Here is a 26817-nt window from a genome sequence, read left to right on the forward strand (position 1 = left end):
CTTTTTCCATATTATAAATACAATTTACTCAATTTAACAAATGTGATGCGAACGGAACAGAGCTCTGTCCGATTTTAAACTCCCCCAGTTTTCCTCTAACCATCAGTTCGTCAACAATTATTTAATACTGATCTGAATAGCCCATTCTAAAATTTCACTCGATAAAGAGGAAAAAAAATCAATTCAAACCTGTCAATAGTATTACTTCTATGAAATAAAAAAACCTAGCCTGATCGAATCGAAGTCGAGGGCTAGGTTTCTTGGAAATAATGGACCTTAGTGCTATTATAAGCAGGGGCTATTGAAGGCCAGTCCACTTTAGAAGCATATGCGAAATGGGATAAGAACAATATCCACACACTAATAATCAGGTTATTCTACTTCAGAAAACCATCCTTATTATTTCATCAGTTCTATAAGCTTATGAAATACCTCGGTGTTCTCATATATTCCAGTGAAGAGATTGGCATGGGGACCATAAGCAAAAATGGGTACCATAATGCCGGTGTGATCTTCGGTGTCAAAATTCAATTCTACTTCATTTCGGGAGGTATTGCCTTGGGGAAGGGTAATCCCTCCTGTTTCATGATCGGCGGTGATCAGGACCAAAGTCCCTGGATGCTCATCGGCATACCGGAGCACCACCCCTATGGCTTCATCAAAGTCTATTCCCTCCTCCACCACTGTGGAAGCGCTATTCCAATGTCCGCCAGTATCGATCATCGCTCCCTCCACCATCAAAAAGAAAGGCTGATCTTTTTGACTAAAGAATGCTAGGGCGCTGGTGGTAGCTCTAGCCAGGAAACCTTCTCTACCTTTCTCTACCGTGGGTAAGCCTTGATTGCTAGCGAAATACCCCACGCGCTCATCGCGGGAAATGGCCAGGGCGTCTAGGCTACTAGCAAAGTGAAAGCCAGCCTGCTCTAGTGGTTTGATATAATCATTATCAAGGGTAAGAAAATCATTTTTTCCAGCTCCAATAATAAGATCCAAAACACTTTTACTCAAATCGTCGGCTATCGGCAGGATCATATCCCGATCCTGTCGGTGGGCATAGAAAGAAGCTGGCGAAGCTCCAGTCATATGGTCTGTGGTGACTATTCCCGACCTATACCCAAAGTCCACGATGCGCTCAGGCAGGTTCATTAGGGCTTTGCCATCCGGAGAAAAACCTATGGCTCTATTATTTGCCTTCGTCCCAGTGGCTAGCGCGGTGGCTCCCGCAGCAGAATCGGTGGTAAAATCATCCGCCGACTGTGTCTTGAGCAGCCCTATATGCTTTAGCTGAGAGAGGTTTAGCTGACCTCCATGGCCATAGAGAGCGGCGGAGATTTGGGCGAGGCCATTGCCATCCCCAATCATGAGGATCACCTGCCTGATCGGTTCAGGTTTCCCATCTTCCATAAAATCAGGGGTATATATCTCATGGGACCTCTTACCTCTGACCACATTTTGGGGGAGGCTTTTCAGGTATTGACTGGCCTCATAAGGGCTGTCTGTATTGATATAATTTATCTTCAAATCATAAAAAGCCTTCCAGGCGGTTTTGCTATCTGGGGCTCCCCAGAAGCGCAGCGGACGATCATAAGCATGCACCATATCTCTGATTTCTTCAATGCGCAGCTGCTCTTCTTCCACTATTTTTCCCTTGCCATTCCAGACGGATACCCTCTTATAAGGAAGGCTGACCATGGCGATTTTGTCCCAAGGCAGGGTATCATCTAAGTCCAGCTGCTGATAATCAAACCATATATAGGCAGGATAGCTGACATAGTCCTCTACCGCAGGTCGGCTACCTGAGACGACCACCCTCACCCCCTGACTGGGGTCTGTGGAAAGAATATCTGAATAATTGGCGAGGGACTTCTGAAGGACCTCCATACTGGCATAGGCTTCGGTCTTGATATCTACCAATAATTGAAAATCCAAGGCTCCGATTCCCATAACCTGGGCTTTGCGGATGGGGTCGAGATATAAGGATTCGATAGTCCATTCTTCCTTAATAGTCTCCGGTTCATGCGCCACCATCAGCTTGCCATTTCGCAGGATCACATCGACCTCTATGCTGTGAGCACCACTTGCCAATGCCGTCCAGAAAGGAGCTTTCTGAAGGTAATCATTATGCGAATGCAGGCGATAATCAAATTGGCCCTGACCAAATAAATGGAAAGAACACAATAGAAAAGAAAGGATTAAATTAATTTTTAAATTCATAATATCTATGTTTTAAGGAAACCCAGAGACAAAAAGGAAGCATTAACCCCTTCCCACTACAAATAAGCATCAGCCGACCATCACAGCCAATTAAAATCAGGTAGTTCGGCTTTTATGCTAAGACTCAATAGTACTGAGCAGCCTGCCATTCCCTCTACTCCGCACATCATTATAGTAATGTAACCTGCTACAGGTGCTTATCTAAAGGTAAAATTCAATACTAGTCAGAAATCCTCCCACTCTACAGAATAATGGCCTGGATTCCGGAGATTGTCATTGCCCCAGGGGCTAAAGAATCATAATATCAAGGTATGGAGAAAACAGGAAAGCGGCTGCCTTTTAGGTGACTTTCCACCCGCAAACAAGAGGGGGAAAGCACAAATAAGGCAGCCACTTTATACTATCTCAAAATAAGAAAGTGTGAAGGATTACCATCCCTTGTTTTGAGCTATTCCAGAGGAATTGACCACCTGATTTGGGATAGGCCATACTCCCATGGTAGCAGGATCAAAATCCCTGGCAGGCCAGATTATGCTGACATTGAAAGGAGAGTCAGGATTGGAGCGATCGGTATGGATACGGCCATAAAGAGGCTGGGCGTAAGCTTCCTCCGCATCTCCCCATCTAACGAGGTCAAAGTGTCTGTTGGCAAATTCTCCCGCAAGCTCCACCCGGCGCTCGTGTTTCAGGTCATCCATAGTCGCATTGGACACTGGTGGTAGGCCAGCACGGTCACGCACCCTATTGATCGGTTCATCGCCATTCAGTCCCTGCATAATGAGTGCTTCGGACTTCATCAGTAAGACCTCCGCATAGCGCATCAAGGGTACATTATAAATTGTCCCCGGGTTATTCCCGTTCGAATTGACATAGGTACCTATAGCATCTTCGAATTGGTACTCATACATATATTTATTGAACTGCAATCCCGACAGGGAGTTTTCGGACTGATACCTTCTATCTTCTCCAAAAAACTTAAATTCATCTCCAAATTTAAGTAGGGTAACTGAGCGACGGATATCCTCTTCTTCATATTCCTCATAGAGGCCATTGGTAGGCATATAGTAGCCCCAGCCATTGTACTTACCCCAGCCCTTATTTTCAAGGGCTACCCCTGGCAATTTGCTTCCGTCATTTACTCCGGAAACCACGGACCAGATATATTCAGGGCCCCAGTTATTGCGGTGACTGTGAAGCAAGCGAAAATCCAATTCCGGCTGATCTGTATCATATAGGCTTCTTCCTGAGCCAGAGTTGGTCACGGCATCCGCGTAGGTGACCACGTCTGCATATTTGGAAGGGTCATATTCGGCCCAGTACAGAAAGGTTTTGGCCATATAGGCAAGAGCGGCATCCTTATGAGCCCGCCCCAAATCATCAGAGGAGTACTCTGTAAAAAGTGGAAGAAGCTCATAAGCCTTCTGAAGATCTTCGATAATCTGGGCGTAATTTTCGGAAACGCTAGAAGGTCGGCTATAGCTCCCCGCATCGTCAAACATATTGTCTTCTGTCACGATGGGCACACCACCACTGACATCATCACCATACGTATGGGCGATCCAGAAGTAATGAAAGGCCCTCATAAAATAGGCTTCGCCGAGGATCCTATTTTTCAAGGTAGCACTGATTTCCATATCGGGAACGTTGAGCAGGATATCATTGGCGCGGCGGATGATTTTATAACTTTGAGGATACATCCAATACGTATATCCCTCATCACCGGTCATATTGAAGTTTTTGATATTATCGGCAGTGGAATTTATCCTCCCCGTCACCATATCATCAGAGGCATTGATAAACCAGAAGAAGCCTCGGGAGAACATGTCTTCATCTTTCATATAGAAATAAAGGCTATTTGCTGCTTCTATGGCATCTTGCTCCGTCTGGAAGAAGTTTTCGTACGAAGTACTCCCTAGAGGATCCAAATTGGTAAAATCATCGGAGCAACTGCTGAGGGTACCCAAGCTGAGCACCATCGCCGTGGATAGTTTATAGAGTATATTTTTCATTTTGATCATTAGCTTTTGAGATTACAGAGAAAGAGACAGCCCGGCAGTAAAAGTCTGAGGAAGTGGGTATCTACCCACATCCAGGCCCTTGCCGCCTACTTCCGGATCTATGCCGCTGTAATTGGTGATGGTAAAGAGGTTTTCGGTGGAGAAATAAACCCTCAAACTGCTGTCTTTGGCAAGTCCTTGCAATAAGGTCTCTGAGAAGGTGTATCCTATGGTGAGGTTTTTCATCCGGAGATAAGAGGCATCTTCCAAGTACCAGCTGGAGCTAGTACCGAAATTCAAATTGTCATCCTTAGCGGATATTCTAGGGATATCGGTATTGGTATGCTCAGGAGTCCAAGCATCCAGCACGCGGTTATCCAGATTATATCCCGACTGAGAAGCATTCAGAGCAGTGAATTTATAGCCATTAAAGACCTTCACTCCTGACACCCCTTGAAGGATCATGGAAGCATCAAATCCTTTGAAGTCAAAGGTGAAATTGAAGCCATAAGTGAAGTCGGGTAAGTAGCTATCCATGAAGATACGGTCTTCATCCGAGATCCGTCCGTCTCCATTGACATCCTGAAACTTGAAGTCACCAGGCTGAGCATTAGGCTGAATCAATTGACCATCCTGCGTATGGGAATCCACTTCCTCCTGAGATTGGAAAATACCAAGGTAAGGAACCAGATAAGTAGCATATAGAGGCTGTCCCACCATTGAGCGGTATGGAGCCAGGGTACTTCTGACATTATCGGTATGAGAGATGAAATCTACATTACTCTTATTATACCCGTCCAGATTGACCAGTTCGTTATGCAGCATGCTGAAATTACCTCGGGCACCAAATCTCAATTCCCCGAAATTATTGAAGTATCCGGCTGAGAATTCGAACCCTCTGTTTCTCACTTCACCCCCATTTACGTCAGCAGCAGAGGTACCTTGGTGCAGGTCTTCCAAGCCAGGGAGGATCATCCCTTTGGTAGTTTTGATATAATAATCCATGGTCAGGCTCAGTTTATCATCAAGGAATGAGGCATCCAAACCGAAGTTTGTTGATTCTGAAGTCTCCCATTTCAAGGCAGGGTTAGACTGCTGACCCGCATATACGGCCTTATAGTCCAGGGTGGCGCCCTCACCGAGCACCACTGTCTGAGTACCTAATGGCACATCAAAAGAGTAATAGCCTACCGAATTAATATTCCCTATCTGGCCCCAAGAGGCCCTCACCTTCAGACTATTGATCAGTTTACTTTGGAAAAAGCTCTCATTCGAGATATTCCAAGCCCCAGACACGGAAGGAAAGTAGCTCGATTGGTTTTCTCTCGCTAGGCGAGAAGTCTCATCTCTACGTACACTGGCGGTAAGGAAATAGCGCTCGTCATAGTTATACATTGCCCGACCGATGGCCGAGGTCAGCGCATCCTCATAGACGCTCGTCTGAGGAGTCAGGAACTCTGAGGCATTTCCCATATACTGATTGAATGGTTCCTCGGAGCTGAAGCCTCTACCCTCCTGGGAATAATAATCATACTTCGTGTATTGGGAGGAGTAAACGGCGGTCACATTCAGGTCATGTTTACCAAAAATCCGCTGATAAGACACCTGGTTATCCCAAATCCATCGGTTGGTAGTGGAATGACTTTGGTACAGATAGTTTTGAAGATTGGTACGTCCAAGTTCTGGAATTCTAGGATTAAACTGCTTATTTTCAGTATTAATCACATTATAGCTAAAGGTACTTCTGAAGGACAACCCGGGGATAATCTCATAGTTGAGGTAAGTATTCGTATTGATATTCACCACGGGATTATTGACGGTAGGCCTCAGCAGGAGTCCCATTGGGTTATACACATCGCCATAGGTCCCGGCAAACTGGCTCAGGTCAGCAGGCACCACGCCGTGAAAGGCACCATTTTCATCATAAACAGGGGCAGCCGAAGGCATATAAAGGGCACTAATGATACTTCCGGAGTAAGAGCTGGAAGAGTTGGTACCGACAGCATTAGATTTTGACAGGTAGATATTTTCGCCAACAGTCACCTTATCAGAAAGATAAAAATCCGCCTTTAGCCGGAGGTTATATCGGGTAAAGCCAGTTCCCTGAAGCAGGCCATCCTTATCGAGGTAGCCAAAAGAAGCCATATAATTGGCATTTTCTCCCGCTCCACTCACATTAACATTGGCGCTATAGATGGCGGCATTTCTAAAGATCTCATCCATCCAATTGGTTCTATTTACCTGTCCCCAGGGGTTGAGATCGGCATTATGAGCGGCCTGTCTATCTACACCTGCATTATCTGCGGCGAGGTTATACACATTTGCTTGCTGCTGGGCGGTCAGCGGAGTGGGCAGATTCGTCGCACGCTGCACGCCGGAATACAAGTCAAAGGTCACTTTAGGCTTGCCAAAAGCACCATCTTTGGTTTTGATAACAATCACCCCGGAGGCGGCTTGAGCACCATAAATGGCGGCTGCGGCGGCATCTTTCAGGATGGATACTGATTCGATATCATTTGGGTTGATGGAAGGTCCATAATAAGGTACCCCATCCACCACGGTCAGGGGTCTTTCATCTGCCAGAGAGCCATATCCCCGAATGACCACCAGGCCTTCCTGGGAAGGATCGCCACCTTGCTGCATCACCGTGACGCCAGGTACATTGCCTTGAAGGAAATCATTCAGGTTGGCCACAGGACGGGAAGAAATCTGATCTACACCAGTCACAGAAGATACAGAGGAGGTCAGGTTTTCGCGCTTGGAGGTACCATAACCAATCATCACCACCTCATCGAGGTCATTCAGCGATTCCTCCAATAAAATCGTCAGCTCTGCTCCTCCCCCATAAGGTATAGTCTGAGAGTCCATTCCTATAAAAGAAACCGTAAGGCTGCCGGTATTAGCCTCGACCTTTATAGAGAATTTACCGTGCACATCCGTGGTGGTACCTTGATTAGGTTTGCCATTTGGAATGATCGTGGCACCAGGAACGGGATTCATATCCGATTTGCTGAGTACAAGTCCTCGCACAGTAGTCTGGGCATTTGCCTGGACCATTAGGAAGAAACTCAGCACCATTAAAATGTAAAAACTTTTTTTCATTGGGTGTAGGTTTTGATTAATGATGTATCAAATCTACCCCAATCCCTGCCCCAAAAGGTGGAATATTATTTCAAACTAGTGGACAATATTGACCTATAAACCTCCATTTTTAACGTATTTGGGGTGTTTATTCATCAGAAACAATGTCGTAATATTCCGGTAGTATTATGATAATTTTGACCCCAATAAAACCTCACAATTCTACTGGGTGCTGAAAGTGCTTAGGAGATTGTCCAAGGTGCTTTTTGAAGAGTTTGCTGAAGTATTTCGGGTCATTATAGCCACAGGCAAAACTCACTTCGGAAATATTCATCTTTTGCTGAAGGAGAAGTTTCTGGGCTTTTTCGAGTCTCAGACTTACGAGCAGGTCTGAAGGGGAGGTACCCAGGACCTCTTTGAATCCACGGTAACATTTAATTTTACTGATGCCCATCTGCTCACTAAGTTGCTCCACCTTAAAATTACCATCCGCCAGATGGTCTCTGATGATTTGCAAGCCTTCCTTGACCAGTTTCTCATTGGGGCTGGCATAGGTGGAATCCTCTGTTGGCAGGAGGGAAAAGATATTTCGTTCTGCGTTTAGTCGTTTTATTTTATCGATTTGGGCACCGATTTTCTTCAGGATAAATCGGCTGCTTGCGGGAAGCTGGATAAAATTCTCCACGCCCATATCGATAAGCTTCTCCTGGAAGCCGACTTCGACTGTATCATAAACATAAAAAACAGGGATCTCCACCTTTTCCTTGGCTTTACGGCTGACAGCTTCCACTAGCTCGAGGATGGTCCCGGTCATTTTCTCATTATAAATAATCAAAGCATCAATAGAGGCATTTTTGATGGCTGAGATCACCATCTGCACTTCCTCTTCCACGATGATCTCAAACTCCTCATTATGGATAATATTCACCAGGCTATCGGACTCATATTTCTTTCCCAGCAGCACTATATGATGCTTATCGGGAGCCAGCTGCTCTTCGAGGTTGAGGTGCTTCCAATGCCTCACGTGCAAGGGCTGGTCTGGGGAGGCGAGTTCCTGGTAAGGGATGGTCAGCTGGACCATAAGTAATTGTCCTCCTTCTTGGCGATAGGTAATCTTGCCGGACAGGCTCTCAAGAAGTGAAAAAGCAGATTTCAAATAAGGGCTGTACCGAAGTATTTCCTCTAGATTATGGACGAGTAGGGAGCTATTGATGGTGAGATCGACCTGCAGGGCAGCGTTGGCGCTATGTGCTTTCACTTCAAATGCCGCTCCGGACTCCAGGTATTTCAACACCTCCCGGAGCAGATATTGCCAAAAAAGTTTGAATTTAAGAACATCTAGCTCCACCCATCCACCGGTGAGCTGGTATTCTTCGCGGAAACTGATATGATATTTGGTCAGTGGATTTTGGAAGTTCTGGAAGATGCTTTCCATGAGTTCGGGGAGCAGGGTCAGCGAGGGACCGCCAGATTCCAGCTGCTCCATTTTCTGTATTTTCTCCCAATCTCTCACCTGGGTAAGCATTTGCTCCACTAAGCCCATGACCGTCTCCTTGCCAGCTTTGCTATGGGCACGCAGCAGCTCCAGGTTCTCCTTCAGATCGGTAAGGGGCATTTTAAACTGCCCAAGGACGTAAGCTTTAAACTTGTCCATTTCGAAATCAGCGTCCTGATGCCTTTGGTGCAGGTCCAGAAGGGCTGATTTCTGTTCGTTAATTTCCTTATTCTTAGCATCCAGCCGATCATTGATCTGCTGAAGTTCTGCTTTTTGCTGTTGGATCAAGGCGGTACGTTCCTCAATTTTCCGTTGAAGGATTTTCTGTTCATTTTTGGCCGCCTTGGTTCTCCAAAGGATCAGGGCGGCACTGGCCAGCATCATGAGTGCGACCCATAGGAAGGGCGAATGCCATATCGGCCGAGGGATCAGAATGCTGTGTCGAAGGTAGTTTTCCGGGCGACTCTCAAGGGAATTTCTTACTTCTAGGGTATAGCTTCCTGGAGAAAGCCCCTCGAAGATAATCCTGCCGTCGCTAGGGACTTCTCTCCATTGTTCTGAGGCGGGCAGCAGCCTAAACTGCACTTGATTTTGGTCGGACCGACTAAATTGCACGGCTCTAACGCCCAGCTCGATTTCCCCCGCATTAAGGCCTGAGAGCTGCTCCTCCGTATCGGGTAGGAGTAAACTTAGCCGAGGCAGTTCGTCCTCCAACTCGATTCGCTGAGGATGAAAATAGTTGAGCCCATTTACCCCACCGAAGAACATCATACCGAGTTCACTTCGGAAGAAGGCACCTTCAGAAAACTCTGCCCCTTGCCAGCCCTCATCAGGTGCGAGGTTATGCAGGGTATAATCTTTCAGATTAATGCGGGAAATCCCATTGGTGGTAGATATCCACATATGCTGTTCATCCGGCAAGAGGCCATACACCAGCTGGCTACGCAGGCCTTCTTCTTGCCTAATATGGGTGATCATCCCCTGCATGGGGTGATACACAGACACTCCTGCCAGGGTGGCAATCCATATATTACCGGTCTGCTCGTCCTCTTGGAGCGCGAATACGCTATTGTTTAACAGTCCATTGGAATCATCCAAAAACGTAAGTTTCCCAGCCTCATACATGGCCACTCCATTTCTTTCGGTGGCCACAAATAAGCCGCTACGAGTGGATAAAACCTGTCGAATATGAAGGCCCTGAAATAAGCGCTGATCTTCGAAGGCTTCAAAACTTTCGCTCAGGTAGCTATACTTAGACAAGCCTCCCCAGCAGGCCACCCAGAGGCAGTTATTAGCCTTATCTTCGAAGAAATCATAATTTCTATCCGCCACAAAATGCGGGGTATCCTTTTGGGTAAAGAACGTCTTCTTCCCCTGAGCACTAATCCTCAGCACCCCGGCATAAGTACCTACCCATACGGTACCTGCACGATCGGTATATAAGCTGCGGATCCTATTCCAGTCAGAGGAAGAGTCATCCTGAAGAAGGTCAAACCGCTTAAATAATGGGGAATCCGCCTTGCGCAGGAACAAGCCACTATTATAAAAGCCCAGCCACAGCTGCCCTGATTGGTCTTGGGTAAGTGCGCGGAGGGTCTCATTGGGAAGTTGAGGCTGTTTTTCCGGATGCGGATAGACCGAGTAAACGGCCGATGAATTGCGATGGGCCATGCTAATGCCACCATCCTTCGTCCCTAGCCATATATTGCCATATACATCTTCATTTATGGTATATATTTCATTACTGCGAATGCTATAAGCGTCTGTAGCATCATGATGATAGCTATAAAATTCGTTTCCTGAATCGGGGGAAAGCACATAGACGCCATGCCTGAGCGTAGCGTACCATATTCTGCCCGACCGATCGGTATGTTGGTCGAGGATATCCACCCCGGGCACCTGCCGCTCCAATAGGGCATTTAAGCCCTCGGATTCGGGTTCGGTAAAAGAGCAGGTTTTGCAATAGGCCCATTTATTACCCTCAAAAGACAGGATAGAGTCTCTTACCTGCGCCATTGCCTGGCCATATTGAGACAGACCTAAGCGCTGTATATTGGAGCCCAGCGAGAAATTGGTAAAGCCTTTTGCTCCCTTGAGGCTGAGGGTTTCTTCGCTGGAGCGCACCCACATCTGCCCTTCCTGATCCAGGAGGATATCGGTAATAAAATTCCCCGGCAGGGAACTGCTATCACCGGGCACATTCCTAAAGACGGTAAATCGCTTGCCGTCAAAATAATTGAGTCCATCCCAGGTGGCTATCCATAATCCTCCATCCTGGGCATTGACGATTTTATTGACCGAATTATTAGAAAGCCCATCTTCGACGAGGTAGGTTTTGAACTTTAGGTTTTGTGCCCAAAGGTCCGAAGCCAAACCAGCAAGCACGATGCATAGGCCATAAAATAAATATCTATTTTTCATGTTCAATAACAGCAAACTGATCTTCGGATGAGTTCCTCCTAATGCTTTAGGGGCAGGAAGCTTACCGATATTCATCAAAAAAAACGATCTAATCGGGTATTAGGGTGGTTTAAGGTACAAATATAATGTAGTGAAAGCCAGTGAATGCGCAGAAAGGAGTTAACAAATAATTAATTCGCAGTGCTAGTTCCGAGCTTCTCGGCCAGAAGTGCCTCCTATAAGGCCTAAAGGCAATGTGAAGGTTAAGATTAGATAATTAGGTAGGTTTGGGGGGATATTTTTTGTAACTTTAGGCCTAATAAACAATCCTGAACAGAAGGCTCTTGAGACACAAACAATAGCTCCGGCGAGTATCAATCATAAACCCACCAAGCCGAAGCGATTGATTTCAAACCACTTAGCTCAAATAAACAAAAAATAGGCGAGCACAGGTAGCGAAGCATAATCAGGAAACAGGCATAAAATACCATGCTTTTTCCTTATCTTTGACCGGAAGAAATCGTCGAGAGGGCAAGTAAAATAGAATTTAAGTAACGATTAGCTTATCCATTTCACTCACCCCAGTATTTCCTTCTCCAAAGACTATAGAACTTAAAAAGCGAAAGGACGGTTATGAGACCGTATAGGTTTTTATAAACCAACCTTAGCGTACGATAATCATTTTATAATTTAAATAGCAATATTTATCAAAACAATCCGATTTACAGAATCAGAATTATCTGATTTTTCCCGAACACTCCGTAGCAGAGTGAACACCTATTTTAAAAGCGCTCAGCGCTCGAAATTTGCTAACCGCGAAATGGTGATTAAGACCATTTTTATGCTGACACTGTATTTTCTCCCCATCATGCTTGTGATTACGGGAGTGGCACAACAGTCTTGGCAATTATACACCTGCTTTATACTTAGTGGATTTGGAATGGCGGGTATCGGCATGGGAGTCATGCACGATGCGATCCACGGCACCTACTCCAGAAATAAGAAGATCAACAAGCTTCTTGGTTACACCTTGAATATGGTGGGCGCCAATGCCACAGTTTGGCAGATCCAACACAATGTACTGCATCATACGTACACGAATATCTCGGAGGCGGATGATGATATTAATGTACCCTTTGTATTGAGATTTTCTCCGCATGCCAAAAAACACCCTTGGCACAGCTATCAGCATTTATATACTTGGATATTCTACGGCTTATCGACCATCTTTTGGGTGACGGCCAAGGACTTTGTCCGGTTAAAGAGATATTATAATATGGGGCTACTGAAAGGTCCTCGTGTTTTTGAAAAAACAGTATTGAAAATCATTGCCTGGAAGATCCTTTACTTCTCTTTCACCTTAGGCTTACCTATTCTATTGAGTCCTTTTGGTGTTGGGCAGATATTCCTGGCATTTTTTATCCTTCATTTTATCACTGGTATTTGTATCTCATTCATTTTCCAAACCGCTCATATCATGCCGGACGTGGCATTTATGGTGGCTGACGAAGATGGTATGGTCGAAGGAGAGCGTATTATTCACCAGCTTTCTACTACTTGCAATTATTCTGAGAAGAGCAAGCTGTTCTCTTGGATGATTGGAGGACTCAACTATCAAGTGGAACACCATTTATTCCCGGACATATGTCATGTCCATTACCGTAAAATTGCTCCAATCGTACAGGCAACTGCGGCAGAATTCAAAATTCCTTATTATTCTAAAAGGACCTTTTTGGATGCGCTAAAGTCTCATTTCCATATGCTGTACTTATTGGGTAATACACAGGAGACCTAGTCTTCCATCTGGCTCTGCTGACGCAATAATAAGCAGGGAGAAGTCATCTCATTAGGCTGTAAAAGCAGCTAATTGGCTAAAACTGATGGAAGCAATCTCATCGGTTACAAGACATCAAAATCCAAACATCCTTCTTCATACGCTGATATTGAAGTATATTTTGGGTGTAGATAAAAAAAAACTTGTTTTTTAGCCTAATTTATACAAACTTCTACCTGATATTTCTTTCCTAGGCAGAGCTGCAGCCATCCAGTCAATGACTCATGCTGCATCTACTTTCTCCCAGACGGAACCACCTTCCTGTAGCTAGCTGACCTATTCGCCTTGGTTAATTGACCCAGCTACCCACAGCCAGATTCGTCTTTTTATTAACATCTCCCCGCCATTCACAGAGGCATGTATCCACATGAGTCCCCTAGACTCACCAGTACAAAAACCTCCAGGCGATCGTGAAACAAGGGAAAAAACAAACGAAAACCTATGGCAAAAAATCAAAACGCATTTATCAAGAAGCAAAAGGCTGAGCTAAAAAAACGTCGTAAAAAAGAAAAAATGGAAGAGCGACTACACCGTAAAGCTCAACCAAAAGATGGGAGTCTGGACAATATGACCGCTTATGTGGATGAATTCGGAAATATATCCGAAACCCCACCTGAGCCGCCAACAACCAAAGATAACGCACGCCCTAAAAACAGGTACCGTGGAGATTCTCGAAATGACTCCCGTGGCGGATCCAGAGAATCTCGTGGAGATTCTAGAGATTCTAGAGAGCCTCGTGGAGACTCCAGAGACTCCAGAGACTCGAGGGAGCCTAGAGAACCTAGAGAGCCTCGTAGCGAATCCAGAGGCGAGTCTCGCGGTGAATCCAGAAATGATTCTCGTAGCGAATCTAAAGGCGAACCTAAAAGTGAGCCTCGCAACGAGTCTAAAGGCGAATCCGACAAATAAAAACACCCAAAGCCCTTGCCACCATAAGCAAGGGCTTTTTTTTGTGCCTATTAACTCCTCCTCTTTTGGGATCAGTCTGAATTTCTGGGGACAGGTAGTTCAAGCATAATTTTTTAACAATCTAAATAGGAAGAATTCTATATTTGTGACGCCTCTAAATTGTGCTCTAAAAGCCTTAATTTTTGCAATGAATGACTCAGTCGAGGCATTGGTACTACGGTCGTCAAAAAGTTAAGGATAGATGTATAATGATTTTGTAAGGTTCTAGATACGGTGTTGAATGATCTCTAACCTGCGTTTTCTACCTCACTATACCATTGTGCCGGCTTGGTGAAGGCGTTCTTTTATTTTACTCGTTTGGTAAATCCTAGCCCAATACCTCCCCCCAACTTTTAGGACTGATCCCTCTTTTGGAACTTGGCTGTACCAATCATTAAAGCCGACCTATGCCCGCCTAAGGCTTTGCGAATGGCAAAAGCCTCTTGCAAGCCACAAGTGATAAATAATAAATACCCCTACCGCCTAGATAATAAGCAGCCTCAGCACTCTTACTTTCCACGAAAGTACCATCAGGCTTTTTTTAGTCCTACAGAAATAAGCTGCTGCACTTCCACGGAATAGACGCCAAACTCCTGCACCACCTTACCCATAATTCTATAAAAACCTCCAGCATGAATAGGATACCTCTTCAATACTGGCGGAAAGTGCACTGTATCCAACCAATCCCCTTCCTCATCCAGAAAAGTCCCAAAAGCCATCGTATCACCCCTGATGGTACGCACCGGCTTAGTCGTCACCAACTGTCCCAATAAGCACACCTGCTTACCAATCAGAGAGGCTAACTGCCGCACGTAAGTAAGCCCTGAGCGGTCATCATCCACCAGATCAAAAGGCCTCCCCAATGGGAATCCTATCAATTCTATCTCATCCATCGCGTCCTCCAGAGGCCTTTTAGGAAAGTCAGGCAACTGAAATTCGGGCATTTCCTCCTGAAACATGCTGTGCATCACCGGGACGGTGTCCATTCTCTTTCTGCTAAAATTGGCATGCCAGAGCAGCTCCTTTTTCTCCATACCCGTAAAGCGCATCGCGCCCACACGGATCAGTAGATTGAGCTGCTCCGCATCAATATGAGTTCGCTCAATAAAATCAGTCAGGTCATGATAGCCCCCATTCTTAGCCCTCTCCCCCAGGACCCTGTCCATGGTCTTACGCTCCAAGTTCTGCACATGCACGAATCCTGTAATCACCTCATCTCCTAAAATGGAGGTCAGGTAATGTCCCTGATTCACACAAGGTGGAAATACCTTTGCCCCAGACTTCTTGAGCTCATGAAAATAAAAGGAAGTCTTATAGAAGCCTCCAAAATTATTAATCACCGCCACCATAAATTCCATGGGGTAATAGGTCTTCAGGTAGAGGCTTTGGTAGCTCTCCACGGCAAAGGAGGCAGAGTGGGCCTTGGAGAAGGAATAGCCCCCAAAGGACTCAATCTGCCGCCACACTTCCCTGGACACCTCTTCTGGATAGCCCAAGCCCTTGCAGTTGGCAAAGAACTTCTCTTCTATCAACTTAAAGCGATTATGCGAACGGTATTTTCCCGACATCGCCCGGCGGAGGATATCCGCTTCTCCCATATCTAGACCTGCAAAATGGTGGGCTACTTTGATCACATCTTCCTGATACACCATCACTCCGTAAGTTTCTTCCAGCAGCTCCTTCATTTTGGGATGCAGGTAGGTGATTTTATGAGGGTGATGAAACCGCTCTATATACTGCTTCATCATCCCCGACTGAGCCACCCCCGGACGGATGATCGAGCTGGCCGCCACCAAGGTCAGGTAATCATCACATCGCAGCTTGGTAAGCAGCTGCCGCATGGCGGGGCTCTCGATATAAAAACAGCCTATGGTATCCGCTCTTCGGATCTGATCGGCCACCTTTGGGTCTGTAAAAAAACGCTCCACCTGACGGATATCCACCTCCTCCCCCTTGTTCTGCTTCACCAAGCCAATCGCATCCTTGATATGGGCCAAGCCTCGCTGACTGAGGATATCGAGCTTAAAGAGCCCAATCTTCTCGGCCAAAAACATATCTACCTGCGCCGTATTGAAGCCCTTCGGGGGACGCTCCAAGGCGGTATAAGAATGAATGGGCTTTTCGCTGATCAGCATCCCTCCGGGATGAATACTTTGGTAATTGGGAAAGTCCTCCATCAAGGCCCCATAGCGGAGAATGGCTCGCTGAATACCATCTTCGGGAGGATACTGCTCTTTGCGTCGAAAGACCAGATTATCAATCTCAGGCTTAGGAAGTCCAAACACCTTACCCAGCTCCCTGATAATCGCTCGTCCTTGGAAAGTAGAATACATCCCCAGCAAGGCCACATGCTCCCGCCCATATCGCTTAAAGATATAGTCAATCACCTCATCCCGGTCTTGCCAGCTAAAGTCCATATCAAAATCCGGTGGAGAAGTCCGATGAGGGTTTAGGAATCTTTCGAAGTATAAATCCAGCTTAATGGGATCCACGTCCGTGATTTTCAGACAAAATGCCACGATGGAATTGGCTCCGGAGCCTCTTCCTACATAGAAGAATCCTCGATTTTGCGCGTAGCGCACCACATCCAGCACAATGAGAAAATAAGCACTGAAATTCAGCTCATGGATAATACGCAACTCCTTCATCACCCGCTCTCTCGCCAGCCGATGCCCTGCGCCATACCGCTCCTCCAGGCCCTCCATCGCCAGCTTCTCGAGCAAGATACGGTCGTCCTCCTTGGAGGAGGTGAAGAATTTCTTATTCTTATCCGTATGCAAGGCCATGGATATTTCGCAGCTATTGATCACTTGAAGTGTATTTTCAAGAATAAAACCGTACTCCGAAAAACCATTCCAAAGCTCCAGTTTATCCTTAAAAAACTCGTTTTCACCCGCCATATCACCAGCATTCAGCTTGGAGAGAAGGGTGTTCAGGTCAATTGCCCGGAGGATCTTATGCAGGTTATAGTAGGTTTTATTTTGATAAGTTACAGGCTGTAGGACCACCCATTTGCGAGGGTGTTTCTCGGGAGATTGACCATACAGCTTCACCAACTCCTCCTGACGAACACCAATAAGCTCATACGCTTCCAGCTGCTCCGGCTTATACCTACCCAGCGGATAGATCACCCAAACCTGCTCCAGCAAGGGCCTAGAGGGAAAATCCTTCTTATCTATCAGGTGCTGCGAAATAAACTGATTGATATGCATAAGCCCCTGATCAGTTCTCGCCAATAGTATATACATCAACTGCTGGTCATTTCTGATTTCGGCTCCCAGTATAGGCTTGATCCCTGCCTGTCTGCAAAAATCCACAAAATCCCAGGCGTCCGCCGTGCTATTGACATTCGTCAAAGCCAGGGCCTTTACCCTCTTGGCAGCGGCAGTATCCACCAGCTCCTGAGTGCCAAAAGTCCCATAGCGATAACTAAAATACGTCTTACAATTCAGGTACATCTTTTCACCTCCTAGCTTTGTGCATCCCCACTGCGCGGCTGACCGCCTGGACTCCATACTTAGCCCTAATCGCATCCATTGCTTGATAAAGGCGGACATTTTCCTCTGTATCCTCAAAGAGATTGATCTGCTGATAGCCCCCCACGAGATGGCTGACCTTCACCCCGATCAGGCGCAGCAGCATCCGACGGTCATAGAGCTTGGCAAATAGCTCTTTGGCCTTCGCCAATAACACATCATCATTGGCCGTATAAGGCAGCACACACTGCTTACTGACCGTATCAAAATTCGCATAACGAAGCTTGACGGTGATGCAGCCACAGAGACGCTGCTGCTTACGCAAGGCAAAAGCCACCCCCTCAGTAAGCCGCACCAGTTCTCCACTGAGAAACTGCATATCAATGGTATCATTACCAAACGTCTCTTCCTTGCCTATGCTCTTCTGCTCCGAATAGGGAATCACAGGGGACTCGTCCCTCCCATTGGCTTTACGGGAAAGGCCGATTCCGCTCTTGCCGAGCAGATTATGCATCATGGGCTCGGGGATTTCCGACAGCAGCTTAATCGTCTCCACCCCCATCCGCCGCAGCAAGGAGGAGGTCTTCAGCCCTATTCCAGGCATACGCTCTATGGACAGAGGGGCCAGATAGCCCTTCTCGGCACCAAAAGGAATCTCCATCTGCCCATTGGGCTTGGCATCTTCCGTGGCCACCTTACTTACTAGTTTATTGGAGGCAAGGGCATAGCTGATAGGCAATCCCGACTCCTTTATTATTCTCGTCTTTAGCTCTGCTGTAAACTTGCTACAGCCAAAAAAACGATCCATTCCCGTAAGGTCAAGGTAGAATTCGTCAATGGAAGCCTTCTCCACCACAGGCACTTGCTCACGGATAATATCCGTCACCACCCGACTGTGATAACTATAACTATCCATATCTCCCTGCAGGTATTCCGCCCCAGGGCATAACCTTCGCGCCAGCTTCATCGGCATGGCGCTGTGCACCCCAAACCGCCTCGCTTCATAACTGCAGGAGGCCACCACTCCCCGATCAGAATTGCCACCGATGATCACCGGCTTGCCTTCCAACGCAGAGTTCCCTAACCTCGCCACACTTACAAAGAAGGTGTCCAGATCAAAATGCACCACATTCCTTTTCATTTGTCCGAACTATTTAGTAATATTGGTAACAATTACAACATTATTGTGTTCGAAATATTACCAATAAATTATGAGCAATACAAGTTTTTTTTGGTCTTCCAATATTAAATTTCTTCGTAACAGAAAGAAAATCAGCCAGATGGCCTTAGCAGAAAAGTTGGACATATCGCGCCCAAAAGTAAACACTCATGAAAACGGTCATGTGAAGAATCCTCCTTTGGCAGATATGATTTTGTTTTCAGACTTCTTCAAAATGAGCATTGACACCCTGATAAAAGTGAATCTATCGAAGCTCTCCGAGCTAAAAATAAGGGACCTGGAAGCAGGAAATGATGTGTATCTAAAAGGCGGAAACATACGGATCCTGGCCACTACCGTCAATGCGGACAATCAGGAAAACGTGGAACTGGTACCCATCAAAGCCAAAGCCGGATACCTTGCGGGATATAGCGACCCCGGATTCATCAGCAAGCTCCCCGTATTTAGCCTTCCTCAGCTGGACCCCAATCGCAAATACCGTATGTTCCCTACCGAAGGGGACAGCATGTTGCCCGTGCCTGAAGGTGCCCTGGTGATCGGGGAGTTTTTGCAAGACTGGAGTAGCCTGAAGAAACAAACACCCTGCGTGGTACTCACCCGGGACGAAGGCATCACCTTTAAGCTACTGACCAATAATAGCGCAGAGCGAAGTCTATTGCTCGAATCGCTCAACCCGCTGTACCAAGCCTATGAGGTGAGCATGATGGATATACTGGAAGTCTGGAAATTTCATAGTTATTTTACCGACAGCATCCCTGAGGCGATGAGCTCGCTAGAGCAAGTCGGAAAAGACGTGCGGGAGATCAAGGCGCAGCTGCAAAGCCTAAGGGCATTTGGCAATTAAAGCGCCTCCAATACCTCTGGGATATTGGTGTCTATCCGTGAATTGGTGACCCCATCCATGACGCGGAAGCCTTCCAGCCGATCATCCTCCGGATAGGGAGTCATAAGACCAGCCATTTCCGTCTTGCTGAGATCAGGAAGAAGCCATGCATCAGCCCGATCTCCATCCAAAATCAGTGGCATACGCTTCTTTTCATTATGAATCTCCTCCAATAAAGGGGAGGCGGCCACTGTGATAATGCTAAAGGTAGGAATATCCTTCCACACCGAATAGACCGCTCCTAGCGTGAAAAACCCTCCCGCTTTGGGCTTCACATAGTAGGATTGGGCTTTCTTCTGGCCTGAAGGATGATGAGGCTCAAAAAAACCATTGCATATCACCAAACAGCGATTCTGCCAATACGTCTTATACGCGCCTTTCTCAAAAAGCTCCTCCCCCTTAGCATTGAGCGTATTGGCTTTCCAGTCCGACTCAGATTTCAACCAGTGTGGGAGCAACTTCCATCGGTACATAGATATGGATGTGGCATCCTGCGTACTCAGCACCGGCAGGTAAGGCTGAGCAAAGCCATTGAGGTGGTAGCCGGTCTGGAATAGCTCAGGAGCATCCACCTTCTTCCCAAACTCCTTCTCCACTACTTTGATGTCTTTATTTAAGGATACGTGATAACACATTTTTTTTCTCTTTAGAAATTACTAATCCAGCCCCTTCAGCCCAACTGACACCATATCATTCTGGTAATATTTACGCCTTATTACTATAGGTAAAGATAATTATTCCCCTGCACTAATCCCGCCTCATTTTTAACCTAAATCCAAGCACGCTAAATCATAAGACAAAATAAATATGACTTTAAGAAAACAAAAATATGATTTTTTTCATGTACTTAATACTAGTTTTAGGTAATTTAAATAAGGCAATCCAGCGCTATAAAAACCTAGTCCCCAAGGCCTACCTTTCATTATGCAAAGCATTATATATCAAGTACTTACAATAGTGTTCACAAGTAAAATACGCACACTCAAATCAAAAATTTGGTGAACTTATCCTTGTCATCATTGGTAAAAAGCATATATTAGGCAAATAAAAATTAAACAATTTATAGCTTAAAAATGTGACATTTGCGTAGCTCATGTGTCCTAATAGTAAATAAGTACCCATTTTAATCTGATGACTATGGAAAATTTAATACTGCAAGGGAGTACTGACTTAATCACCAGGTATGAAGGCAAGCCATCGGCTGGCGATATAAAGTCACTCATTGAGAAAGGAGAGCTACATTTACTGAACGAGTTTACGGTTCGATTCCCAAGTTTTGTCGGCAGAATAAAGACGATGTCCTCTCAAATAAATGCGATGGATCTAAAATTCTGCATCCTGCTACGCTTAGGATTCTCCACCAAGGACATTGCAAGGATCACTAACAGCACGATACGCGCCGTCCAATCCAGAAAATATAGAATTAGGCGCAGATTAAATGTACCAAATCAGGAAGACATCAATCTATTTATGGTTACTATATCGTAAATACATTATCCAGATATAGGATGTGCTCATAGAAGAATCAGCAAACGAATCTTAAAACTGCAAATTTGACCCAAAACTACACGATACTTAATAAGAAGTAACAATTACTACTCTCGAGGGAGGTCCAGCACTATCAAAAAGTGTGGGCTTCCCTTTTTTTTATAGCCAATATCCTTAAGACTAATTGCTCCTTACCTATATAAGGCTACAATAGCTTAATCACTATTCACTTTCTATACTATCAAAAAGCCTTCTGTCGAGCACAAATTCAAATACTCCAGCCACAAGGCCTTTCAGGAGAAAGTAAAACTTCAAGACAGAAGGCTCTTATGTACCTATACCTTACTACCAAAAGGCTTCTTGATTAAATACAATTCACATCAAGGAAGGGATAAAAGGATCAGTTCCCCTTTGCTAGGCAAATCATTATTTCTCTGCTAAAGAGAAAAACTAATCGAGTACTACTTTTCCATGGAACGCCATTTAGCCGAAAATTGGCGAGTCACTTCTGTGCGATTCCCAGAGAAAGCCAAAGAATTCCCTACTATAAATCCTGCGGAGACTCATCCCGCTAATGGACCTGAATGATCATAGTTCCCTCGCATTTACCATTCATTGAAAAAAATTATTTTTTATTTACCCAATTTCATATGGAAGCCAATCCACTGATAACCAAAGGGCTACGCTAAGGCCTATTGGCCTAAACAGAATCCTGTAACTCACTAATTCACAACAAGTTATATTTACCCTGCACCTCTTTAATTCACACCCTTAAAAGATGTTTTAGTAAGGTATGGGGTGCTTTTATCGCAGATTTCACCACTTATGGAATAAAAAAAGAAGATTTATTTTACAAATACCTGTGACTTTTTGATAGACCATGTGTCCTAATAGTAAAGAAAGAAAATACTTACCAAAATATAAATATCATGTTGAACTTGATCGTACAAAAACTAGCTGAGAATCCAAATGTTTTCAAAAAGTCTGAAGATACTCAAACTGATTGGGCAAATTTGGTAAACAAAGGAGACCTAATTTTCCTTTCTCAATTTAATGAAGTTTTCCCTCGTTTTATTTCTAAAATCAAAGAGGCTTGTAACAGTTTCAATGCAATGGATATTAGATTTTGCGTTCTTCTAAGAATGGGCTTAAGCACCAAGGAGATTGCAAGGCTAACCAATAGCTCTGTGAGAGCGGTACAATCAAGAAAATATCGTATTAGAAAGAAACTACATATCCCTAATGAAGAGGATTTGAACATATTCATGGTCACCCTTTCTTAATGGGGGAAGCGCTAGGATCTACTATAAGGTCAGCAAAAATGACAAGGAGACCATCTTCTTGTCATTTTTGCGGAAATAAAATTCGAGAAATTAAGATGCAGACCTAAAAATTTAGCCCTATAGATAAAGGAGGCTTGACAATTAAAGTCTAATCTCTATTGAGAATATATTTGTTTTTGACAATTAAAAAGTAGGCCGATTTAAAAACAATAAATTCAACCCAAAAAAACACACATATTTTGATCAAAAATCATATAAAAATGGCAAATTTTACTATATTTAATTATAACTACCACAAAGGATAATTACTATATATAATACGGTAAATTTTGACCTGCGAGTATAAGAGGTACTTATACTCTACCGGTAATCTGCTCAGCCAACCATCACGTATGTTGAGCCATTTTTTTTGAATTATATCAAATAGACCAACCACAAAAACCGGAAAGGGTCAAGCAAATATGATTTTATTACCATAAGAAGGCTGCTGCAATCCCATCGTAACTGGCAGTTTATAATACACGAAATCAAGGATGGTTATTTCAATTAGGATTTGGTATTTAAATCACGGAAGTTTTAATGACTGCCTCCAAGCATAGGAAAATAGAAAATAAAAAAAACGATGCCAGCAAGCTGAGTGACAATGAGCTCATTGCCCTTATCCTTAAGGACAATGACTCACGGTTATTTGGGGTGGTATATGATCGATACGCCAATATAGTGTACAATAAATGCTTAAGCTTTGTAAAAAGTAAGGATGAAGCTCAGGACCTAACTCAGGACATTTTTATCAAGCTTTATTTCAAACTAAAATCTTTCAAAGGAGAATCAAAATTCTCCACATGGCTATACTCTTTCACGTATAATTTCTGTGTCAATTATCTACATCGCAAATACCAAAAAGACCAGGAAATGTTTAAAAGTCTTGATTATATGGAGAATGAGATCCCTGAGGAGATCAGCGATGGCGAAATATATAAGATGCAGGCGGAGCGTTTGCAGATCGCCTTACAAACGCTGGAGCCTAAGAATAAAATGATATTACTGATGAAATATATGGACGGAATGTCCCTAAAGGAAATTCAAGCGGCCACAGACCTTGGTGAATCTGCGGTAAAAATGCGATTAAACAGGGCAAAAACCCGCTTGTTGGATATATATAATGAAATCGATTCATGAGCAACCCATTTCAAGATATAGTAAGTGATGAAAAACTTCCTGAGATTCTCAGGCAAAAGGTGATTGATGATATCAATTTAATCAAGCTATCCATCGATATGGCCGACTTGTTTATGATCAAAAGCCCGGGAGTATTAGGGACTTTATTTGACAGCAATGATGATAATGAAGACGAATAACAACAGACTAATTCTAATAAAACTGATATGAAAAGTATTTTTGACCATAACGATTGGAGTTTTTACCTTATGGAGGGTACACTCAAAGAAATAAGCTTATTTATCCCTAAGCTATTGATTTTCATACTATTCACCTTGATAGCCTGGCTCCTATTGAAGGTAATACTGTTTATCCTGAAGAAGCTGCTGGTCATCTCTAAAATTGATGATTTGGCGCATAACCTCAGCGAAAGTGAGCTCTTCAATCATATCAATATTAAGCCTTCCACTATCATCTTTGCCTTTGCAAGGTTCTTCCTAATCATGCTGATTATAATCTTTGGGGCGGATTTCCTTGGTTTAGATGCGGTATCGAGAGAAATAGGGAACTTCCTAGCCTATATTCCTCAGGTATTTGTTGCTATCATTATATTTGCATTAGGCGTGTACTTATCCATAGTGGTCAAAAATTTCTTTCGAGAATTGCTCCGATCCTTTGGCTGGTCCGGCTCCAAAGTCATCTCAAATATCATTAGTTATATTATTCTCATCATAGTCGGCATCACGGCACTTGGCCAGGCAGGAATCAATACGGCGGTGATTACCGACAATTTATCCATTCTGCTTGGTGCTTTTTTAGCCTGTTTTGCTATCGCCATCGGCCTGGGATCCAGAGATATCGTTACCAGAATCCTTTATAGTTTTTATTCTAAGAAGAATTATAGAATTGGCCAAAGAATCCAATTTAATGGGATAGAAGGCTCTATAATGGCCATTGATAATATCTGTATTATTCTAAGAACTGACCAAGGTAAACTGGTGATTCCAATCAAGGACTTAGTCAATGAAAAAGTAACGATCCTCGAACCCTAATTTTCGCAGGATACTTTCTTCTCAAACTAAGCAATTATTATAAATCAACCGCAAATAACTTACTAGCAATCAATCTACTTGTCAATGAAATTAGGCACCCCGTATATGAGCCCTTTATATACGGTGGAAGAAATGTCGCAGCAGCTGAGCTTTTGCACCATTAATTCCTACTTTGCCTATACCTGATCCACTTTAATGAGTTCTTTTATCCACTCGCAAAAGTTTCTACCCTCCGTTTCTGGAACTTGGATTTGATACTTTACAAAAAAACCATTCTTACTATTATAAAATCTTCATTATGGTGGCAGATCTCCATTTTTTAAGCTCATAATCAAAGCTACCGCTTATGCTTCCCAAGCTATTCGCTTTTCATGCCTTGGGATATTCCTTTTTATACAGCCTCTAAAAATATGGTTACTGACTCAAATTGGCTGTTCGGAGGTGAATGATTAAGCGACTCCTAGTTTCAGCTTCGTGAAAATGGATGGCAATGCTATGAAAAGCACTGTTTTAAATTAATGCAGATGCTAATGCAATTACTTAATAGAAACCGAATAGGATTTCCATAAGTAGCGGCAAAGTAGCCATTAAAAATTTCCTACAATCCCTCCAGAGAAATATCGAACCATAATGCCACCCGTTTTGCATCTACAAAAATGGGACATCCTTATTTTATATCTGAATAAAACTGACTTTGGACACCCCAAGGAGATTCGCATCTATTTCTTCGCCCTTGTTTATGGCGATAATAATCCCCGACTGAGGATACTTTTGATGTAATAAGTCAATTTCCCTTTGGTTTTCGGCAGAGCTTCCCATGATTATTATATCTGGACTGAATTCCAATGCCCCCAGTGACTTCAGGTGCTGGGAAGAATGACTCTTTCCAATACAGGTAAATCGCCCTTGATCTAGAGAATTTATTATTTTATTAGTTATAATTTCGTCCTTATCGATCAAGAGGTAATTACAAGCCATTTTTGAATTTTTCATGTGAAATACGATTTTATAAATGTAACTACTTAGAAAAACTAAAGGTCGTCTTTGCTTTAATCAAAACAGTAGGGTAATAATAAGCGCCATTCCTTCAATGTTTAACGTGGGTTAAAATAAGCGAAGTGCAGCTACATTCACAAAAAATCACCTACGCACAGCTACTCAAAATATAATTTAAATGCAATTAAACGTTTAATCAACCCTTATTTTAGCATTTCACATTCTCAATTCCAATGCAAGGTATAAAGTAATTTTATTATTTCTCCTGACTAAAAACAGCCGCCATTCACAGTGAAATCGCCAAGAATTATATAGCTAGAAGGTTCTTCAATCGTGCTTCAAAGGCCAATAAATAAATTTCTGCAATAGGGATTAAAACAAAATTGGGCTTAGAATGATGGATATCTCCTATCAGTCTAAGCCCAATAACATTCCCACTGAAATGCATTATTCTATTTACTTCATCCAGGCGTCAGCTAAGCCTTTTCTCTTCATTCGATCCAATTCGGCAGAAGCGATCACCTCAATGGTATATCGCCCCACATAACAATAATAAAGTCTATTCTCTGAATCAAAAAAATAGGAGGCAGAACTGAGTCCTTGCTGCTGCAGCTCCATTAGTTGCCGATCAGCATTCGTTTTATTAGAGAAAACCCCCGCCACAATATATACCTCCGGGTCAGCAGGACTGGCTGAAGGTATGATGTTTAAGGAGCTACTAGTATTGATATTATCATCTCCCACCATCAGTCGAATTTCCGTACGACGGTTTAGCTGATGCTCCGACTCGGTACAGGGTGTCGAAGTACAGTCGTGTACTGGACGGGTTTTGCCAAACCACTCATAGCTAATCCTATCGGCTTCTATTCCCCGACCCACCAGATAATCTCGCACCACCTCTGCACGTCTCTCCGACAGTCCTTCATTATAGCCTTCTGAGCCACGAATATCGGTATGCCCCCCCAGGCTCAACCCCATCTCCGGACGCTCATGAAGTAGTAGCGCCACCCGATCCAGCTGGCTGATGCTCTTCGGACGTAAGGTCGATCGATCAAAATCAAAATAGACCGTGGGCACATCCATGCTCACGCCTAAATTAGGAATATCACATAAGTCCATTAGGTCTGCTGGTAGTTCGTACTCCTTCCCCTCCTCACTAAAAGCCATCAACACCAATTCACTTCGCCGATTGAGCTGGTACTGCCATTCGGCGCANGGCGCTCCATCAGCGCAGTCATTCACGGGTATTTCTTCTCCAAACCAGGCTTCCTTCACCCGGCCGCTATCGATGCCCTTGCTGCCAAGGTAAGCCGATACGGCATCGGCCCGATC

General features: G+C 44.3%; 17 protein-coding genes. 8 read left to right on the plus strand and 9 right to left on the minus strand.

The features are described 5' to 3' along the window. Positions 1–399: 399 nt before the first annotated feature. The 4 genes from B050_RS0110280 to B050_RS0110295 form a co-directional block, all read right to left on the minus strand. Positions 400–2214 (minus strand): alkaline phosphatase, encoded by a 1815-nt coding sequence (locus tag B050_RS0110280; protein WP_018473834.1) that lies wholly within the window; start codon positions 2212–2214, stop codon positions 400–402. Between the two features lie 428 nt (positions 2215–2642). After that, positions 2643–4223 (minus strand): RagB/SusD family nutrient uptake outer membrane protein, encoded by a 1581-nt coding sequence (locus B050_RS0110285; protein ID WP_026235788.1) that lies wholly within the window; start codon positions 4221–4223, stop codon positions 2643–2645. 21 nt (positions 4224–4244) lie between these two features. Continuing rightward, complete coding sequence (locus tag B050_RS0110290) at positions 4245–7313, minus strand: SusC/RagA family TonB-linked outer membrane protein (protein WP_018473836.1); 3069 nt, start codon at positions 7311–7313, stop codon at positions 4245–4247. A 193-nt stretch (positions 7314–7506) separates the two neighbouring features. Continuing rightward, the gene (locus tag B050_RS0110295) at positions 7507–11208 is read right to left on the minus strand and encodes an AraC family transcriptional regulator (protein WP_169336252.1); all 3702 of its coding nucleotides are present in this window, start codon (positions 11206–11208) and stop codon (positions 7507–7509) included. 820 nt (positions 11209–12028) lie between these two features. Between B050_RS0110295 and B050_RS0110300 the strand changes: the two genes are divergently transcribed. Then, complete coding sequence (locus tag B050_RS0110300) at positions 12029–12982, plus strand: fatty acid desaturase family protein (protein WP_229802502.1); 954 nt, start codon at positions 12029–12031, stop codon at positions 12980–12982. Between the two features lie 480 nt (positions 12983–13462). Continuing rightward, on the plus strand, positions 13463–13930 hold the full coding sequence (locus B050_RS23625; RefSeq protein ID WP_189458099.1) for a hypothetical protein: 468 nt from the start codon (positions 13463–13465) through the stop codon (positions 13928–13930). 569 nt (positions 13931–14499) lie between these two features. Here B050_RS23625 and B050_RS0110310 read toward each other — a convergent pair. Together B050_RS0110310 and dinB are read right to left on the minus strand one after the other, a co-directional pair. Further along, positions 14500–17427 carry a DNA polymerase III subunit alpha gene (locus B050_RS0110310; protein WP_018473840.1) on the minus strand — a complete coding sequence of 976 codons (2928 nt, stop codon included), beginning with the start codon at positions 17425–17427 and terminating at the stop codon, positions 14500–14502. A 4-nt stretch (positions 17428–17431) separates the two neighbouring features. Then, a complete protein-coding gene (dinB, locus tag B050_RS0110315; protein WP_018473841.1) occupies positions 17432–18586 on the minus strand; it encodes a DNA polymerase IV in 1155 nt (384 codons plus the stop codon). Positions 18587–18656: 70 nt separating this feature from the next. Between dinB and B050_RS0110320 the strand changes: the two genes are divergently transcribed. Beyond that, positions 18657–19469, plus strand: coding sequence for an XRE family transcriptional regulator (locus tag B050_RS0110320; RefSeq protein ID WP_018473842.1), 813 nt, complete (start codon positions 18657–18659; stop codon positions 19467–19469). Here B050_RS0110320 and B050_RS0110325 read toward each other — a convergent pair. Then, on the minus strand, positions 19466–20143 hold the full coding sequence (locus B050_RS0110325; RefSeq protein ID WP_018473843.1) for an SOS response-associated peptidase: 678 nt from the start codon (positions 20141–20143) through the stop codon (positions 19466–19468). The two genes, B050_RS0110320 and B050_RS0110325, sit on opposite strands and share 4 nt — an antisense overlap. Positions 20144–20645: 502 nt before the next feature. On the opposite strand from B050_RS0110325, the gene B050_RS0110330 reads away from it, so the two are divergent. The 5 genes from B050_RS0110330 to B050_RS0110350 all read left to right on the plus strand — a co-directional run bounded on the left by B050_RS0110330 (position 20646) and on the right by B050_RS0110350 (position 24489). Next, positions 20646–20996, plus strand: coding sequence for a helix-turn-helix transcriptional regulator (locus B050_RS0110330; RefSeq protein ID WP_157492701.1), 351 nt, complete (start codon positions 20646–20648; stop codon positions 20994–20996). Positions 20997–21925: 929 nt separating this feature from the next. Next, positions 21926–22279 (plus strand): helix-turn-helix transcriptional regulator, encoded by a 354-nt coding sequence (locus B050_RS0110335; RefSeq protein ID WP_018473846.1) that lies wholly within the window; start codon positions 21926–21928, stop codon positions 22277–22279. A 579-nt stretch (positions 22280–22858) separates the two neighbouring features. After that, on the plus strand, positions 22859–23458 hold the full coding sequence (locus tag B050_RS0110340) for an RNA polymerase sigma factor (protein WP_018473847.1): 600 nt from the start codon (positions 22859–22861) through the stop codon (positions 23456–23458). Continuing rightward, positions 23455–23637: a hypothetical protein gene (locus B050_RS0110345; protein WP_018473848.1), complete on the plus strand. Its 183-nt coding sequence runs from the start codon at positions 23455–23457 to the stop codon at positions 23635–23637. The genes B050_RS0110340 and B050_RS0110345 overlap by 4 nt, the downstream gene beginning before the upstream one ends. Positions 23638–23664: 27 nt before the next feature. Next, positions 23665–24489, plus strand: a complete 825-nt coding sequence (locus B050_RS0110350) for a mechanosensitive ion channel family protein (RefSeq protein WP_157492703.1) — start codon at positions 23665–23667, stop codon at positions 24487–24489. 672 nt (positions 24490–25161) lie between these two features. On the opposite strand, the gene B050_RS0110360 is transcribed toward B050_RS0110350, so the two are convergent. Both B050_RS0110360 and B050_RS0110365 read right to left on the minus strand, forming a co-directional pair. After that, on the minus strand, positions 25162–25482 hold the full coding sequence (locus B050_RS0110360; RefSeq protein ID WP_018473850.1) for a hypothetical protein: 321 nt from the start codon (positions 25480–25482) through the stop codon (positions 25162–25164). 459 nt (positions 25483–25941) lie between these two features. Then, the gene (locus tag B050_RS0110365; RefSeq protein WP_455423224.1) at positions 25942–26652 is read right to left on the minus strand and encodes an OmpA family protein; all 711 of its coding nucleotides are present in this window, start codon (positions 26650–26652) and stop codon (positions 25942–25944) included. Positions 26653–26817 lie beyond the last annotated feature (165 nt).

The sequence above is a fragment of the Echinicola pacifica DSM 19836 genome (assembly GCF_000373245.1).
Taxonomy (GTDB): domain Bacteria; phylum Bacteroidota; class Bacteroidia; order Cytophagales; family Cyclobacteriaceae; genus Echinicola; species Echinicola pacifica.

What these genes read in the sequence shown, in the direction of transcription:
- B050_RS0110280 (WP_018473834.1), bottom strand. Translation starts at nt 2,214, where the DNA reads ATGAATTTAAAAATTAATTTAATCCTTTCTTTTCTATTGTGTTCTTTC.
- B050_RS0110285 (WP_026235788.1), bottom strand. Translation starts at nt 4,223, where the DNA reads ATGAAAAATATACTCTATAAACTATCCACGGCGATGGTGCTCAGCTTG.
- B050_RS0110290 (WP_018473836.1), bottom strand. Translation starts at nt 7,313, where the DNA reads ATGAAAAAAAGTTTTTACATTTTAATGGTGCTGAGTTTCTTCCTAATG.
- B050_RS0110295 (WP_169336252.1), bottom strand. Translation starts at nt 11,208, where the DNA reads ATGAAAAATAGATATTTATTTTATGGCCTATGCATCGTGCTTGCTGGT.
- B050_RS0110300 (WP_229802502.1), top strand. Translation starts at nt 12,029, where the DNA reads ATGCTGACACTGTATTTTCTCCCCATCATGCTTGTGATTACGGGAGTG.
- B050_RS23625 (WP_189458099.1), top strand. Translation starts at nt 13,463, where the DNA reads ATGGCAAAAAATCAAAACGCATTTATCAAGAAGCAAAAGGCTGAGCTA.
- B050_RS0110310 (WP_018473840.1), bottom strand. Translation starts at nt 17,427, where the DNA reads ATGTACCTGAATTGTAAGACGTATTTTAGTTATCGCTATGGGACTTTT.
- dinB (WP_018473841.1), bottom strand. Translation starts at nt 18,586, where the DNA reads ATGAAAAGGAATGTGGTGCATTTTGATCTGGACACCTTCTTTGTAAGT.
- B050_RS0110320 (WP_018473842.1), top strand. Translation starts at nt 18,657, where the DNA reads ATGAGCAATACAAGTTTTTTTTGGTCTTCCAATATTAAATTTCTTCGT.
- B050_RS0110325 (WP_018473843.1), bottom strand. Translation starts at nt 20,143, where the DNA reads ATGTGTTATCACGTATCCTTAAATAAAGACATCAAAGTAGTGGAGAAG.
- B050_RS0110330 (WP_157492701.1), top strand. Translation starts at nt 20,646, where the DNA reads ATGGAAAATTTAATACTGCAAGGGAGTACTGACTTAATCACCAGGTAT.
- B050_RS0110335 (WP_018473846.1), top strand. Translation starts at nt 21,926, where the DNA reads ATGTTGAACTTGATCGTACAAAAACTAGCTGAGAATCCAAATGTTTTC.
- B050_RS0110340 (WP_018473847.1), top strand. Translation starts at nt 22,859, where the DNA reads ATGACTGCCTCCAAGCATAGGAAAATAGAAAATAAAAAAAACGATGCC.
- B050_RS0110345 (WP_018473848.1), top strand. Translation starts at nt 23,455, where the DNA reads ATGAGCAACCCATTTCAAGATATAGTAAGTGATGAAAAACTTCCTGAG.
- B050_RS0110350 (WP_157492703.1), top strand. Translation starts at nt 23,665, where the DNA reads ATGAAAAGTATTTTTGACCATAACGATTGGAGTTTTTACCTTATGGAG.
- B050_RS0110360 (WP_018473850.1), bottom strand. Translation starts at nt 25,482, where the DNA reads ATGAAAAATTCAAAAATGGCTTGTAATTACCTCTTGATCGATAAGGAC.
- B050_RS0110365 (WP_455423224.1), bottom strand. Translation starts at nt 26,652, where the DNA reads ATGGCTTTTAGTGAGGAGGGGAAGGAGTACGAACTACCAGCAGACCTA.